A 15,504-nucleotide genomic window follows, 5' to 3' on the forward strand; every position below is an offset into this window, starting at 1 on the left:
ATGAAGTGATCGCGTCAGCGAAGGCGCAACAGGCATAGTTTAGCCGAGGATTGCCGAGGCCGGGTTGAGCGGGCTATCTTGTCGCCAAGCAGGTGCTACCGACCTTGTCGCCGCGTTGTGGACCGTTAACGGTCGGGAGGCAGTATTCCGCATGTCCGCTGATTCCACAATAAAAAGGCCTGCGCGCAGGAAGGACACCCACGCGCAGGCACAAGATCAGTGGCGATATTTCACTTGGCTCCGACGATGACAATGGCGAGCCACGCCGTTGCAGAAGAGAGCGCTGCGAAGAGTTCAATGGCAACAGACCACCCGAACGCTTTCAGAACTTGGAGTGTCGAGGCCGTCGCTGTCTGTTTGTCCGTGGCACGAAGGTATTCAGCAATGTAGGTAGCCGCGACCATTCCGATGAGCAATCCGAAGGGGAAAGCCGCCACAAGTCCCGTCAGCGCAGAGAGGAACCATCCCACGAGGCCACCGAAACCACCCCAGACCAGTGTCGATTTGGGGATTCCTGCTTTGGCGATCTGCCGCGCGGGAATCACATATTTAAGAATCGCAGCAATTCCCAGAAGGACCGCAGCGATCGCGAAAACAGTCCAGGCGATTCCCGTTCCCGTCATCCACGCCCAGACAAAGATTGCTCCGCCAATGAAAGGCGAAGATGGCCAAACTTGAACGACTGCACCGATGATGCCGACGAGAATGACCAAGCCGATGATGATTAGACCGATTAAACTCATGATCGGATCATAACATCCTTGAATCTGAAATTTTTCAGTGAGTAATTATGACGCTACTCAGTCCTGATTTCGGCCTTATTCGGCTTTGATTTGCACCCACAATAAAAGACAAAATAAGGTGCCAGAGCACATCCCTGCAGCAAAGGAGTGAACGATGGGTTTCATTAAACACCGAGATCCCAATAAACATCCCGGTATCCTTACAACGTCGGTCGCTCGCTATTCAGCGATGTACCCGGTCAATGAATCGCCCGAGCACGCTGTGGGACGCTGCCTTGATTTTTGGAATCGTTTCGGCGCACGCGGCGAGACTCCCGGATACAGGGAGGAGCTTGCCCTTCACGGGTGGACGGGCACCGAGATCATTATCGGCTCGGACCTCAAAGAGTTGCTATGGTCTGGAGTTACTGATGATTGGGTGAACTTCATGCCGCGTTTGTTCCCACAAAAGCTCAAGCGCTCGATGCTCGGGATGAACCGAGTGCTGGTTGCCGCGCGACGCGCGTCCGCAGAGGGCGAGTTCTTTACTGAGCTTTACTGCACCCCAAGCGACATCATCGCGCAAAATAGTTCGATTCTGAACGATGTTTTGTATGTAACCCTGCACCAATTCGAAGAGGAATACAGAAACACTGGTTTCTTGCGCGGGGGCGCAACGTATTTCTACGCCGATGACCTTCCGAAAGAGCACTTCTTAGAGACGCAAAACATCTACTGCATCCGCAGGGACGTCAAGCGTCGCCGGAAGGGCAAAATTTAAGAAAACACCCCCAGCCTCAGGCAGGGGGTGTTGTTCCCATTGAGCGCTACTCTCGCTACTTTTCTGCGCGGGCACGACGAAGCGAATCGACCTCATAGAGGGCAATTCCTGTGGCAACTGCCGCGTTGAGCGATTCCACCGCCGAGGCGATCGGGATCGACACGATCTGATCACAGGTCTGACGGACCAAACGAGACAGGCCGCTTCCTTCAGCGCCGGTGACAACAACCAACGGGCCATCGGCAAGCTTGAGATCGCGCAATTCGGTGTCGCCGCCCCCATCGAGGCCGACGACAAAGAAACCGGCACTCTTACAGTCTTCCAGTGCGCGCACAAGGTTCGTCGCGCGTGCAACCGGCACGCGAGCAGCTGCGCCTGCCGACACCTTCCACGCGGTGGTGTTGACGCCTGCACTGCGACGTTCGGGGATAATCACCCCGTCCGCGCCAAAAGCACCAGAACTACGCAAGACAGCGCCCAGGTTATGCGGGTCAGTGACCTGATCAAGGGCTACCAAGAGCGGGATATCCAGCTGTTGCAAAGAGTCCGCAATAAGATCCTCAACGTCGCGGTATTCGTATCCGCGCACTTCAATGGCAACGCCCTGGTGGACCGCACCGTCAGTTGCGACATCTAGGTCGCGGCGCGTGACCTCGTAAACCGGCGCCCCCATTCCCGAGGCCAGGCGGACAACTTCTTCAACGCGGTCGTCCTTCACGTTGTCAAGGACAAAGACACGTTCGATGGGCACTCCCGCGCGCGCGGCCTCGGCAACGGGATTGCGGCCGGCGATCAGCTCGTGGCCCTCGGCGATCTTGATCGAGGACTTGGCTCGAGCACGCGCGATGGCGGCCTCCTGGGCCTCGCGGGCTTCGCGGGCCTTCTTGCGCTTAAAAGCGGGATGGTAGGTGCGGTCCTCGGCCTTGGGCGTCGGGCCTTTACCTTCGAGGCGACGGCGCGAGTGACCGCCAGTGCCGACCTTTGGGCCTTTCTTCGAGCCCGGTTTTCTTACGGCACCGCGACGTCCATCATTTCCAGCCATCGTGTCTCCTTGTTTCGTCGTGAACTGACACAAGCATACGGTGTTCAAGTCACGTAGGGGCCTCAAGGGCGCGTGTGGGCAAATATCACACTAGAGGGATCAGTCCCGCGAGAGCATTGCAGCGATCCGTTCAACCGTCGCACCGCTGCGGATTGTCACCTGGCGATAAAAGTCCTCGCGCATCAGGTACTTGTGGTAGGCGGTCTTGAGGAACGAGGCCTCGTCGAATTTTGCCCAGAACACGGCATGCTTGCCAAAGTGGACGGATTCATCTCCCAGCACCATTGCTTCGATGCGCTCGCGTACGTGGTCCTGCTCTAACCCGCGTGTGTAGAAAAGAACGTCGCGTCGAGCGGCGTCCCCATGCCACCAGTGGGGTAGATCAGACAATTCCATAAGGTATTCCTGCCCAGACAGGAGAGCCAAGCGAATCGGGAAGGAATAGTATCGATCTAGGACAGACTCGACGCTACGAGCCACTTCTTCATGCGTAGCGTCGGCTATAAAAACAAGGTTCCCGCTGTTGATGTATGAGCGTACTTCCACAAAGCCTTCACACGCGATTTGCTCACGCAGTTCGCTCATGACGACCTTGTTCTTACCACCGACGTTGATGCCGCGCAGTAACGCTACATACTCCATCATTCCTACCCGTCTGCACACTACCTGGTCTATCCGATGCTCCAGGTTGCTCCCTCTTTCCCGTCGGCGACCTGAACTCCCGCCTCTGCGAGGCGATCACGAATCTGGTCAGCTGTTGCCCAATCCTTGTCGGCGCGCGCCTGGGCACGTTGCTCGAGGAGAGCGCCAACCAGCACGTCAAGTGCATGCTTTTGCGGGTCATCCCCGGTATTTCCCGAGGCCGACGCACCCGTACCTGCATTTGCCCACTGCGGCGAGGCTGGGTCCAAACCGAGCACATCAAGCATGGAGCGAACCAGGATTTGCTGGCGTTTAATGGCCTGAACATCACCGTCAGCCAGGGCAATATTGCCCAGCTTGAGTTGTTCGTGGATTGCGGCAAGCGCGCCGGCAACATTGAGATCGTCGTTCATTGCCTGAGTGAAGGCTTCGGGGAGTTCTTCGGGACTCAAGAACAGTTCCTCCGGGCTTGCTTCACCTACGGCCTCGATCGAGCGAGTGACAAAAGTGGAGAACTTTTCCCATGCTGCGTTCGCATCCGGGAGGGTATCCGGCCCCCACTCGATGGCACTGCGGTAGTGCACGGTTGAGAGTGCCCAACGCACCGCAGCTGCTGGGAAATCCTCCGTGAGAGTGTCGATCGAGAGCACATTTCCCAAGGACTTCGACATTTTTTCACCCTTGGTGGTGACCCATGCGTTGTGGACCCACAGGCGCGCGAAGTCCCATCCGGCTCCGTGAGACTGAGCCTGCTCGTTTTCGTGGTGAGGGAAGCGCAGATCGATTCCGCCGCCGTGGATATCAAACGCCTCACCCAAGTAGCGGTACGACATTGCCGAGCACTCGAGGTGCCAGCCCGGGCGCCCCTTCCCCCAAGGGGAATCCCACGAGGCCGTGGCTGGTTCTTCGGGCTTTGCGGCCTTCCAGAGCGCGAAGTCGCGCGGATCCTTCTTCCCCGCCTCGGTTGCCGAATCGATCTGCGATTCGTCTTCCGTTGTTCGCATATCTTCAAGGCGCTGGTGAGTGAGCGAACCGTAGTCTTCTTGAGAACTCACACTGAAGTACACGTTTCCCGCGCCATCGCTGTATGCGTGGCCGCGGTCAATGAGCCGCTGAACGAGTGCGATTTGCTCGGGAATATGACCCGTTGCGCGAGGCTCATAAGTAGGTTCCAGAACGCCAAGCTTCTGGTACGCGGCGGTGAACTCGCGTTCGAAACGCTGTGCCCACGCCCACCACGGAACCCCGGCCTGAGCAGACTTATTCAGGATTTTGTCGTCGATATCAGTGACATTGCGAATGTAGGTCACTTCCAGACCTGCGCGCTTGAGCCAGCGAATCAGTGAATCGAAAGCAACGGCCGAGCGCAAGTGGCCGACGTGGGGTGACCCCTGAACAGTCGCACCACACAGGTAGATTCCCACGTGTCCGGGAATCACCGGTTCCAGCGGCTGGAGGCGTGCAGTTTTCGAATCGTACAGATGAAGGCTCATGCTCTCATGGTAAACGGTGCCACCTGCATCTGGAGACCAGTTCAGTTCCCGGGACCGTGTAAACGCAGAGAAATTACCTTCCTGGCTGCACCCGCGTGCGGATCAGTTCCTTGAGAGCATCAACATCGCGAGGCAATGCAACGACCTTCTGTTCGTGCCCCTCAATATCCGCAAAACGCAGCGGAACCGGAGGAACAAAGCCCACGGCCTCGGCAATCGTTTCTTCAAACTTCACAGGAAGCGCGGTCTCCATCACGACGACGGGGCCGTCCAGCTGCCCTGCGACCTGGCGGGCAACCTGCACGCCGTCAGCGGTGTGGGGATCGAGGAGGTAGTGCGATTCCTCCCAGGTGCGGCGGATTTGGGCGAGTCGATCACTATGCGTTGACGAGGCCGCGCAGAAGCCGAAGCGCTCGCGAAGTCCTGCAAATTCTTCGGTTTGCGAGAGATCAAAGTATCCCTGGGTCGCGACCTGGGTGAAGAGCTCACGCGTGCGCGTGGCATCTCGGCCCACGAGGTCGAAGATGAATCGTTCAAAATTCGAGGCCTTTGAAATATCCATCGAGGGTGATGAGGTTGCCAGCGTATCTTCACTTCCGCGGACTCGGTACACGCCAGTCCTGAAGAACTCTTCAAGGACATTATTTTCATTGGTCGCGACCACCAAGGCGCCCAAGGGAAGTCCCATTTGGCGGGCAATATGCGCAGCGCAGATATTGCCGAAGTTGCCGGAGGGAACGCACACGTTCACTCGCGCGTCTTCACCAAGGCCTTCACTCAGGCGCAACCATGTCGCGATGTAGTAGACAACTTGGGCCAACAGGCGTGCCCAGTTGATGGAGTTGACGGCTCCGACATGCCACTGCTGCTTGAATTGCGCGTCGATGTTGACGGCTTTGACGAGGTCTTGACAGTCATCGAAAACGCCGTCAACAGCCACGTTAACGATGTTCTCATCGAGGAGAGAGAACATTTGTGCGCGTTGGAAAGGCGTCATACGACCGGCGGGCGTCAGCATGACAACGCTCAGGCCCTTGCGTCCACGGAGGGCGTACTCGGCGGCGCTTCCCGTATCACCCGAGGTGGCACCGACGATGGTGAGCCAATCTCCGCGACGCTCAAGTTCATACTCGAAAAGCTCGCCGAGCAGCTGCATGGCCATGTCCTTGAATGCGGCTGTGGGGCCGTTGGACAGGTGTGCGAGCCAGAGGTTTTCTTCCTTGCTCAGGCAAGTCACGGGGACAATCTCAGGGTCGGAAAAGACCGGGGTGCGGTAGCCGCGAGCGCAGATGGCTTCAATATCTGGACGGGGAATATCGTCGATAAACAGCTCAAGAACTCGCGCTGCAAGGGCCGCATAACCGCGTTCCTTAAGTACGCTCGCCCATTCACTCAGCTGATCGTTGCTGAGCGAGGGGTAGCTTTCGGGCAGGTACAGGCCACCATCAGGCGCAAGTCCTGCGAGCAGAATGTCGCAGAAGGACGCGGAAGTGGCCTGGGTGTCTCTGGTCGAAATGTAACGCACGGTCTCACCCTACCGTGAGCACAAGCCGGCAGCGGGGTGAATCGATTCATCTGAGACGCTTTGCCTGAGATAAGAAAAACTGTACGCAAATGCCGGCGAGGGCATTTAGGCTACTGGCATGAGTGAAATGCCTTCCCCTTTTCGTGTCGGACACGCAATCGACGTCCATGCCTTTGCTACATCCGTTTCGCCCCATGACGGGAAAACGCTGATGCTTGCCTGCCTGGAATGGCCGGGGGAAACACCTCTTGAAGGACACTCTGATGGGGATGCCGCTGCCCACGCGGCCTGCGACGCGCTTCTCGCTGCAGCTGGCCTCGGAGATCTGGGAACGAACTTCGGAACGGATCGCCCAGAATGGTCGGGTGCCTCTGGGCAAGCGTTCCTCACGGAAGTACGACGCATGCTCTCCGACGCCGGATGGGCGATTGGAAACGTGACCGTCCAAGTAATCGCAAAACGGCCGCGAATGATGAAGCGACTACCCGAAGCCTCAGAAAAGATGAGCCAGATTCTGGGAGCTCCCGTCTCTGTCTCAGCTACAACGACTGACGGCCTCGGTTTCACCGGAAGGGGGGAAGGAATCGCAGCAAGCGCAACAGCGTTGATTTTCCGCGCGTAAGGGCTAGGCTACTGCAGGCTATCGAGCCGTGCCTTCGCCGGGTGAACGAAGAGCGTCAAGATCAAGCCCAAAGCCAAGATCAAAATGATGCCCAGAATTCCCCAGTAGGTGTAGTCGTGGCCAGCCGGCGTCCACCTGCGACCAAGGTTCAAGAACACCGCGTACATCGCGGGGGCCAAGAAGGACACTGCTCGTCCTGTCGTCGCGTAGAGTCCGAAGACCTCGCCTTCACGACCTTCGGGAATCATGCGCCCCAAGAAAGACCGAGATGCAGACTGAGTCGGCCCGACGAAAACGCACAGCACCAAACCAAAAGTCCAGAAGATAATCTTTCCACCGTTGTGGAGGAAGAAGACGCTCATTCCCGCAACCACCATGCAGCTCAGCGACAGCACAATGAGCTGCTTCGGGCCAATGACATCATCCAAGGTGCCCATCGCAATTGTGGCAATTCCTGCAACGATATTTGCAGCGATCGCAAAGATAATCACTTCACCCGAGGTGAAGCCGAAAGCAGTACCCGCCAAGATCGCGCCGAAGGTGAAAACACCAGCGAGCCCGTCACGGAAGACCGCCGAAGCAATCAGGAAGAACAGGGTGTGCGGAGTGTCTTTAGCCAGGGACTTCACCGTGCTTCCCAGCTTGCGGTAGGAATCCCACAGGGTCTCGTGCTCGCCGTGCTTTTCGTCAATGTGCTTGGGCTTAACCGGGTGGAGCATCAAGGGCAAAGAGGACAACAGCATCCACAATGCGGCAATGACCATCGAGACTCGAATATTCAGCCCATTCTCGTGGGTGATCCCAAACCAACCGACCTCGGGGTTAATGAGGCCGACGTACAGAATAAGGAGCAGAACAATTCCACCAACGTAGCCCGAACCCCATCCAAGGCCAGAAATACGGCCCATATTGTCCTTCGTTGACAGATGGTTCAACATCGCGTTGTAGTTCACCGAGGCGAACTCGAAGAAAATATTTCCCACACCGAGCAAACCGATACCTAAGAGCAATCCCCCACGCGGTCCCAAGGGTCCCTGCGGCGCAACGAAGAACATCAGCGCCAGGCAGATCACCACAAGAACCGTGAAGACTGAAAGCGCGACGCCACCTTTCCCACGGCGGTCTGCCCTCTGCCCGGTGATAGGAGCCAGGAGTGCGATGACGATTCCCGCAGCGAAAAGACCCCACGAGAGGTAATCACTTGCAGTTCCCTTGTCGGTGAATGTGCCATCGTGTGTCAGGTACACCGAAAAGACGAAAGTCGTTGCAACCGCGTTGAACGCTGCCGATCCCCAGTCCCACATTGCCCACTCAATGACGGGCTTCGTCAGGATCGATGATTTCTTCTTCGACGAAGTATTCACCGACTGGGGGGTCGTCGTTTCACTCATATTCACTCCTTATGCGCCTACGACCTTAGGCCTACATGTGAACCTAGCACGGCACAGTTCAGAAAAAGAAAAAATAGATGTGATGGTCGTCAAGCTTGAGCGCCCTCAGCCAAGATCGCGCGAGCAAAAACCAGATCAATCGGGGTCGTGATCTTAAGCGCGCGCCCCTCCCCCTGGACGATCCGAACGGGAATCCCCGCGCTCTGAGCTAACCCGGCATCGTCAGTAAGCGCTGTTTCCTCACTGTTTCCCGAGGATGCGGCCTTCCTGTGCAGTTCCCGAATCACCGACCACGGGAATCCCTGAGGAGTTTGGACCGCAACCAATCCACTGCGATCAACGGTCGCATCGACATAGCGCGCACTTGAGGATTCCCCAGCCGAGGCCTCGTCAATGAGGTGGAAACTCTTCAAGGTATCGGCAACTGGAAGTCCGGGAATTACAGCCTTCTCACCGGATTGGAGCGCCTCGATGACTCGCCGAACCAGCTGCGCGGACACCAGGGGGCGCGCAGCATCGTGAATCAGCACCGGCGTATTCTCCCCCACTGCCGAGGCCGTGGTTTCCGATGCAGAAAGGGCACCCTTTCGGGCAGTGGCCTCTTCCCCCAAGATTTCTGCAAGTGCATCCAAACCTGCCGCAACAGAGGCTTGACGCGATAGAGGAGAACCTGGGACAACGCGCGAAATTGCACGTAATTCTGGCGAGGAAAGCGCCTCGTTGAATTCATCAAGGTGATCGGGAGGTGCGGTTATGATCGAAAAATCAACGCCACCCGCGTGGAGATTACGCAGAGCACGCTCAACAAGAGACATACCCTCAAGATCAACTAAGGCTTTAGGGCGATCCGAACCTAGCCGAGTACCCGATCCTGCAGCAGTAATTACCGCAAAAACTCGATCGGAATGAGTCTGTGTCACTCTTCCGAGTCGTCTTCCGGGAGGTCGTCCGCGATAGCAAGGGAGGAGTCATATCCCTCGGCAAGGACCTCATCGAGTCGAGCAGCCGCTGCGGACTTATCGATGCCGCGGGCAAGAGCAAGTTCTGAACTGAGGATCTGGCGCGCCTTCGTCAGCATGCGCTTCTCACCCGTTGAGAGCTTCTTCTGATCATCGCGGCGAGTGAGATCACGAACAACCTCGGCGACCTTCACAATGTCGCCGGTCGCAATTTTCTCTTGGTTCGCCTTGAAACGACGAGACCAGTTCGTCGGTTCCTCGATATAGGGAGCGCGAAGGACCGAGAGAACAGTTTCAAGCCCGTCTTCGTCGACAACGTCACGAACCCCAACAAGGTCAACGTTTTCAGCGGGAACTTGGATGGTGAGATCTCCTTGGCTTACGCGAAGAGTCAGGTAGGTCTTCTCTTCTCCGCGAATCATGCGGGTGGAGATTTCCTCGATCTTGGCGGCGCCGTGGTGAGGGTAAACAACGGTCTGACCGATCTCAAATGACATAGAAGAAACTCCTGCACTCCAGCTGAACTGCGGTTTATATTCTATCAGTTTGTGCCCTTTGTGTGCCCGGGACGAGAACTCGCTTTTTCCTGACGATTCACAGAGCTTTGCAGCCTGATGTCTTCACACGGGAAGGTGGTAGTTTCCACTCCCGCAAGCTGCAATTCCCGCAGCTTCGAATCTAGCTGCAGCCTCAGGCAGCGATTCTCTCAGTTCCCGGTGGTCTTCCCGTTCGCAGATGATATCCGGCCAAGGCACACTGTTTTTGGCTGGCCTGATATGGGTTCCCGTTCACAGCTGGTCCTTGGCCTTGGCGTGCTGTATTTTGCCTGGCCTCGTATGGGTCTTCCCGTTCGCAGCTGCTCCTTGCCCTTTACCTTCAGTCCTTTTTTCGTTTCCTTTGTTTCGCTGTCCACAGAAGATTTTGGGAAAGCTGTCTCAGAACGAGGGACGGGTCGGCCAGCGCACTCCACCGCAGACGAACGATTCTCCAGCCCTCGGCCTCGAGACGACGCTGGCGATCTTGTTCATCTTCAATCACAGAATGAACCTGATCGACGGTATCCCCATATTTCTGGCGGCCATCAAATTCGTACGCAATTTTGTGGCTCGGAAACGCAATATCGACGAAACACTGCCGACCGACAGCAATGACTTCATATTGGGTCTGCATTTGGGGAGCCCTGGCAGATTGAAGAATAAACAGGAGACGCGATTCGCCTGGGGTCTCGCACCCCGCATCGAGCCGAGGAAGCAGCGCCCGAAGCTTGGCGCTGTTGCGAATATTGCGGGCAAGGCGCGCGTGAGTGAGTTGAAGATTCTCTCGAGCTGAACGTTCCCGGGCGCGAGAAACACCTTGCCTGAAACGATTGAAGTTCACGATGGCGGCAAAAATCATGTTGATTTGAGGGAAGAGATCAGCCAACTGCATGCGGCGAGGGGCACGAGTGACGCAACGAATGAGGAGAGACTCTTCATCCAAGAAACGCAGTCCTTCAACGCGCTTAAGACCCGCACGGCCATCGCAATGACGCGGACCGACACTGATCGCAGCCGCGACTACGCGCTGATCGAGAACTACTGCTGGGAAATGCAGAGGGCGAAGGCTCCGATCTTTGCCGTGACACAAATCCGGAGCGAGGTCAAAGTCGTGCGTGTAGCCGTAGATAAAGAGTGACAGACGAGAATCAACCACGAGATAGGGGCGTCGGTGGATTGCCGCCAGAGCTCGTGCGATCAGGACCATGAATTGCGCATTCACCAAGCCTTGATGACAAGCTGATCGAAGGGCAGATGAGGGAAGATAACTTCCTCTGATGATCCGAACAATTTCACCGGATCGGCAGCGATTGGCGAGAACTCGTCGGTTACTTGTAGACGAGTAGAGCATCGCTTGGGACACACTCCGAATAATCGAGGAGATGAGACGTGGCTCAATAACGATTTTCACCGCGCCCTCCTCTTTCGGATCCACACTCGATGAACACTGACCGTCTATAAGTAAGGATGCGTGCTGCGACTTCAACTGGCAGAACAGTTATGCAATCTGTGGATAACTCGGCTCAAACACAACACTGTGGATAAGCGGTTGCACTACTTGAGGCTGGAAACCAAACCAAAGTCCTCGCATCGCAGCTACTCAAATACCCACCCTTAGCTACTCAAATGCCCCCCTTGCGATCGCTACCCTAGCGAGCCCAAATCTCCATTCACCCGGACAAAGTGCGTCTGAATGCAGAGGCAAAGGTACAAATACTGTGAATCGGTGGAGGCTATGACGCACTTTGTCCGGACTGAAGCGTCGTAACAGCATCGGCGCAGGAACTACAAGTATCTTCCGCTTGGCGTCAACAAACAGACCCCCGCAGATATAGCGAAGCCCCGGCGTCGCCTGAAAAGGCAACGCCGGGACTCCGTTCAGATCACTTGCCCTGGTTAGCGACCGCGGCGATCTTCGCCTCGGCCTCAGGATCCAGGTAGGTGCCGCCCTTCTTAACCGGCTTGAGGGTCTCTTCATCAAGCTCGTACACCAGCGGAATACCGGTGGGGATGTTCACGCCGGCGATATCCTCGTCGGAGATCTCATCCAGGTGCTTGACGATGGCGCGCAGGGAGTTGCCGTGCGCTGCAATCATGACGGTCTTGCCGGTCTTGATCGCGGGAACGATGGTCTCATCCCAGTAGGGCAGCAGACGTGCGATGACGTCCTTGAGGCATTCGCTCATGGGAACGGGCTCGCCAGCGTAGCGGGGATCCTGATCCTGCGAGAACTCAGAACCTGCCTCGATGGCGGGCGGAGCCACGTCGAAGGAACGGCGCCACAGCATGAACTGCTCTTCACCGTATTCGTCGCGGATTTCCTTCTTGTTCTTACCCTGGAGCGCACCGTAGTGACGCTCGTTGAGGCGCCAGTTGCGCTCAACGGGGATCCAGTGACGGTCAGCTGCGTCGAGAGCCAGGTTCGCGGTCATGATCGCGCGACGCAGCATCGACGTGAACAGGAGATCCGGAAGAACACCAGACTCCTTGAGGAGCTCACCACCGTGGGTTGCTTCCGCGCGGCCCTTGTCCGACAGCGGAACATCCACCCAACCGGTGAAGAGGTTCTTTGCATTCCATTCGCTCTCGCCGTGGCGGAGCAGCACCAGTTTGTAGGTCATGCTCCTATTCTTTCACCCTTTTTCCATATGTGTCAGGACGTGTGTCATGCATCATCTATTTCACATGCACTCGCAACCAAATCAACCATGATCAGTCCATATCGAGTGCCCGCCCAGCAACCATTCAGCGGCATTCCTTTAAACTTTCCGCATGAGTGACACAACTTCAAAGCGCCACTTTTTCCATACGGCGACCGCATTGACCGCAATGGCCGCACTCTTTTCTCTGAGTGCATGCTCCCAGAGCACGCCTTCCACTTCAACGACGACCGCGGCGACGCAGGCTCCCGAGGCCTCCGCCACGACGGCCACTGCAGTACCGGCTGTCGCAGGTTACAAGCCCGGCGAGATCCCGCCGATTCCTCTCTTCAAGGTTCCCCCGATCGGTGTCTTCGCTTCCAACGCGGACAAGGCCGTTATCGACGCGACCTCAAAGATTTCCTCTGTTCCCGGCGTGACAGTTGCTCCCGCCGTGTGTGACGGCTCCGGCCTCGTTACCAACGGTGGAAACACCGTCCTTGGCGGCGACGGCTCCGGCGTCTCAAACAACGGCGACAAGCAGGTTGTGAACAACGGCGACGGCTCCGGCGTCATCAACGAGGGCCCCGTGAGCATCGTCGTCGACGGTACGGGCGGCGGTGTCTACAACGATTCATCCACCGGTCTGAACATCGTCATAAGCGCCGACGGCTCGGGCACCTACAACTCCAACACCCTGAACATTGTCATCAGCCCCGATGGCTCTGGCACCTACAACAACTCCGAGACGGGCGAAAGCATCGTCATTAGCGCCGACGGCTCGGGCACCTACAGCAACACCAAGACCTCCGTGAACTACAACCTTGATGGCAAGGGGGCCGGCGTCTACACCGACCCGAACCTCAACATCATCAACAATGGCGATGGCACCGCGCAGGTCAACGGACAGCAAGTCAAGGCCGACAAGGCCCCGACTGCCGGCAAGGTCGGCAAGTTCCCCAAGGTCGACAGCCTCAAGCCCGTCGAGAGCTGCGGTACCACCATCACCCTTGAGGACGGTGTCCTCTTCGATTTCGGCAAGTCCGATATTCGTCCCGAGGCAGCCGCAACCCTGAAGAATCTTGCTGAGGTTCTGACCAATGCGAAGGTTCCGCTTGCACACATCTATGGCCACACCGATTCAATCGGTGATGACGCATCGAACCAGACCCTCTCCGAGGAGCGCGCAGCCGCTGTCGTGAGCGAGCTGAAGAAGGATGGCGTCACAGCAACCCTGGATTCTCAGGGCTTCGGCGAGAGCAAGCCTGTTGCTCCGAACACGAACGCCGATGGCTCCGACAACCCGGCAGGCCGCCAGGCAAACCGCCGAGTTGAGATCTTCATTCCCGCTTTCTGATCATTTTCAAGGATTCACGATGACTATTCGTTCACCTCGTTCTCTGGCCGCTTTCGCGGTCACCACGACCGTTGCCCTCGCTATGGGAATCAGCGCTTGCAGCCAGACCAACAATCAGGGCGCCGAGCAGCTGGCCTCCGCGAAGGCAACTCTCCAGAGCGCCGCTGCCGAGGCCTCGACCGCAGCATCGGCCGGCCTGGCCAGCGCGTCTGCGACCGTCTCCGCAGCGCAGGCAACCGCTTCGTCTGCTGCCAATAGCGCAAAGGAAACGGCACAGGGCGTCACCGGAAACACTCAGACGATTGCAGATTCTGACGTTGTTGTCACCGTTCCCGAGGGCGTCGCCCACGTGGTGATTTTGGGTTCGGACGTCAAGCTGACCTCGACCCACGCGATCGAGTCCATCACCATCGGCGGCAGTGACAACACTGTCACCCTCGCTTCCGTGAACCGCGTGAGCATCAGCGGCTCGAGCAACACGGTCACCTACTCCTCGGGCAACCCGAATGTTGCCGATACGGGTGCCGACAACTCGGTCTCCAAGGGCTGACTTTCTTTCGCTCGCTGAGGGGCTGGGATGCGTCTAGCGTCCTGGCCCCTCTCCGTTTGCGCCGGAGTCGGCGTCTTGAAGAAAATCCCCGGGGTGATGGCGTGCATGGAGCTGTCCATTCGCGATAGATTTTCTTCGATTGCCGAGGCCGCGCCGACCATCCGCTTGCGCCCAGAATCTCGCTTCACTTCCAATCGTCCGCGTGACAGAAGAGGACCATCATGAGGATCCACGTAACCTACGCCGGAGGCACCATCGGAATGGTTGATTCTCCCGACGGCTTGCGTCCGGGCGCGGACCTGGCCTCATGGCTCGATGCGCAATTGGACGGTATTGAGCTCTCTGGGCAGGTTTCTCTTTCTCAGCTCTCCCCTTTGGTTGATTCTTCTGAGACGACGCCTATCCATTGGCAGATCATCATCGACGATGTTCGTTCTCACGCCGATAGTGCGGATGCTTTTATCGTTTTGCATGGCACAGACACGATGGCTTACACCTCAGCAGCGCTGTCCTATGCGCTGGCCGATTTTGAGAAGCCGATTGTTTTCACGGGCTCGCAGTATCCACTGGGGGTAGTCGGTACGGATGCATCGGCGAATGTTACCGGTGCTTTGCGCGCTGCTGGAAGTCCGCAGGTTCGAGGTGTCACCCTGTTCTTTGGCCACACGCTCTTGGCAGGCAATCGCGCGACAAAAACTTCGTCATGGGCTTTTGCCGGCTTTGATTCCCCTTCGACTTTGCCGGTAGCGCGAACCGGCGCCCCGTGGCAGTGGTACCACGGCATCGAGGCGGGTGAGGGCTGGGCGAAGCCCGCTCCCTATACTCGTCACGACGTAGCGGTCATCGATATTGTTCCCGGGCTGTCTGCCGAGCGTCTGCGCGCAATGTTGACTCCCGCACCCGAGGCCGTCATTATTCGCGCGTATGGCGTCGGCAATATCCCGGCTTCCGACCCGGGAATTGTCGATGTTCTTGCAGGGCTTCGTGCGCAGGATGTTCCGCTGATCGTGGCTTCCCAGTGTTATCAATCCGAAGTGGTTCTGGGTCATTACGAGGCTGGTAGCGCCTTGGCACGTTTAGGGGCCATCAGTGCTCATGACATGACCTTGGAAGCTCTGTACTCGAAGACAATCTTCTTGCTTTCGCAGGAAATTCGTGGTGATCAGTTCGCGCAGTGGATGAACCGGTCTATTGCCGGAGAGGTCAATCTCCCAACTATTGCCTAGCTGACCTGCACATTTGCGC

General features: G+C 57.3%; 15 protein-coding genes. 5 read left to right on the forward strand and 10 right to left on the reverse strand.

From position 1 onward, the window contains the following. Positions 1 to 230 precede the first annotated feature (230 nt). Positions 231 to 743, reverse strand: coding sequence for a DUF456 domain-containing protein (locus ACWNMW_RS03930; RefSeq protein ID WP_449490099.1), 513 nt, complete (start codon positions 741 to 743; stop codon positions 231 to 233). A gap of 154 nt (positions 744 to 897) precedes the next feature. Between ACWNMW_RS03930 and ACWNMW_RS03935 the strand changes: the two genes are divergently transcribed. Then, positions 898 to 1,503, forward strand: a complete 606-nt coding sequence (locus ACWNMW_RS03935; RefSeq protein ID WP_449490100.1) for a hypothetical protein — start codon at positions 898 to 900, stop codon at positions 1,501 to 1,503. A 55-nt stretch (positions 1,504 to 1,558) separates the two neighbouring features. On the opposite strand, the gene rlmB is transcribed toward ACWNMW_RS03935, so the two are convergent. The 4 genes from rlmB to thrC form a co-directional block, all read right to left on the reverse strand. Beyond that, the gene (gene rlmB / locus ACWNMW_RS03940) at positions 1,559 to 2,545 is read right to left on the reverse strand and encodes a 23S rRNA (guanosine(2251)-2'-O)-methyltransferase RlmB (protein ID WP_449490101.1); all 987 of its coding nucleotides are present in this window, start codon (positions 2,543 to 2,545) and stop codon (positions 1,559 to 1,561) included. Between the two features lie 99 nt (positions 2,546 to 2,644). Next, positions 2,645 to 3,187, reverse strand: a complete 543-nt coding sequence (locus ACWNMW_RS03945; protein ID WP_072456793.1) for a DUF1697 domain-containing protein — start codon at positions 3,185 to 3,187, stop codon at positions 2,645 to 2,647. A 29-nt stretch (positions 3,188 to 3,216) separates the two neighbouring features. After that, positions 3,217 to 4,680 (reverse strand): cysteine--tRNA ligase, encoded by a 1,464-nt coding sequence (gene cysS, locus ACWNMW_RS03950; protein ID WP_449490102.1) that lies wholly within the window; start codon positions 4,678 to 4,680, stop codon positions 3,217 to 3,219. A 73-nt stretch (positions 4,681 to 4,753) separates the two neighbouring features. After that, the gene (gene thrC / locus ACWNMW_RS03955) at positions 4,754 to 6,205 is read right to left on the reverse strand and encodes a threonine synthase (RefSeq protein ID WP_449490103.1); all 1,452 of its coding nucleotides are present in this window, start codon (positions 6,203 to 6,205) and stop codon (positions 4,754 to 4,756) included. Positions 6,206 to 6,323: 118 nt separating this feature from the next. Between thrC and ispF the strand changes: the two genes are divergently transcribed. Then, positions 6,324 to 6,827 (forward strand): 2-C-methyl-D-erythritol 2,4-cyclodiphosphate synthase, encoded by a 504-nt coding sequence (gene ispF, locus ACWNMW_RS03960; RefSeq protein ID WP_449490104.1) that lies wholly within the window; start codon positions 6,324 to 6,326, stop codon positions 6,825 to 6,827. Between the two features lie 8 nt (positions 6,828 to 6,835). On the opposite strand, the gene ACWNMW_RS03965 is transcribed toward ispF, so the two are convergent. The 5 genes from ACWNMW_RS03965 to ACWNMW_RS03985 form a co-directional block, all read right to left on the reverse strand. Then, positions 6,836 to 8,218: an MFS transporter gene (locus ACWNMW_RS03965; RefSeq protein WP_449490105.1), complete on the reverse strand. Its 1,383-nt coding sequence runs from the start codon at positions 8,216 to 8,218 to the stop codon at positions 6,836 to 6,838. An 89-nt stretch (positions 8,219 to 8,307) separates the two neighbouring features. After that, entirely contained in the window at positions 8,308 to 9,138 is an 831-nt protein-coding gene (locus tag ACWNMW_RS03970) for an IspD/TarI family cytidylyltransferase (RefSeq protein WP_449490106.1), read from the reverse strand. Continuing rightward, a complete protein-coding gene (locus ACWNMW_RS03975; RefSeq protein WP_034500441.1) occupies positions 9,135 to 9,674 on the reverse strand; it encodes a CarD family transcriptional regulator in 540 nt (179 codons plus the stop codon). The genes ACWNMW_RS03970 and ACWNMW_RS03975 overlap by 4 nt, the downstream gene beginning before the upstream one ends. A gap of 379 nt (positions 9,675 to 10,053) precedes the next feature. Then, positions 10,054 to 11,124 (reverse strand): hypothetical protein, encoded by a 1,071-nt coding sequence (locus ACWNMW_RS03980; protein WP_449490107.1) that lies wholly within the window; start codon positions 11,122 to 11,124, stop codon positions 10,054 to 10,056. Between the two features lie 472 nt (positions 11,125 to 11,596). Beyond that, positions 11,597 to 12,334 carry a phosphoglyceromutase gene (locus ACWNMW_RS03985; protein ID WP_009408451.1) on the reverse strand — a complete coding sequence of 246 codons (738 nt, stop codon included), beginning with the start codon at positions 12,332 to 12,334 and terminating at the stop codon, positions 11,597 to 11,599. 151 nt (positions 12,335 to 12,485) lie between these two features. Between ACWNMW_RS03985 and ACWNMW_RS03990 the strand changes: the two genes are divergently transcribed. From ACWNMW_RS03990 to ACWNMW_RS04000, 3 genes are all read left to right on the forward strand, one after another. Next, the gene (locus ACWNMW_RS03990; RefSeq protein WP_449490108.1) at positions 12,486 to 13,709 is read left to right on the forward strand and encodes an OmpA family protein; all 1,224 of its coding nucleotides are present in this window, start codon (positions 12,486 to 12,488) and stop codon (positions 13,707 to 13,709) included. 19 nt (positions 13,710 to 13,728) lie between these two features. Next, positions 13,729 to 14,259 carry a DUF3060 domain-containing protein gene (locus tag ACWNMW_RS03995; RefSeq protein ID WP_449490109.1) on the forward strand — a complete coding sequence of 177 codons (531 nt, stop codon included), beginning with the start codon at positions 13,729 to 13,731 and terminating at the stop codon, positions 14,257 to 14,259. Positions 14,260 to 14,480: 221 nt separating this feature from the next. Further along, positions 14,481 to 15,485 (forward strand): asparaginase, encoded by a 1,005-nt coding sequence (locus ACWNMW_RS04000; RefSeq protein WP_295894353.1) that lies wholly within the window; start codon positions 14,481 to 14,483, stop codon positions 15,483 to 15,485. Positions 15,486 to 15,504: the final 19 nt, after the last annotated feature.

This window comes from Actinomyces sp. Marseille-QA0893, from assembly GCF_976954355.1.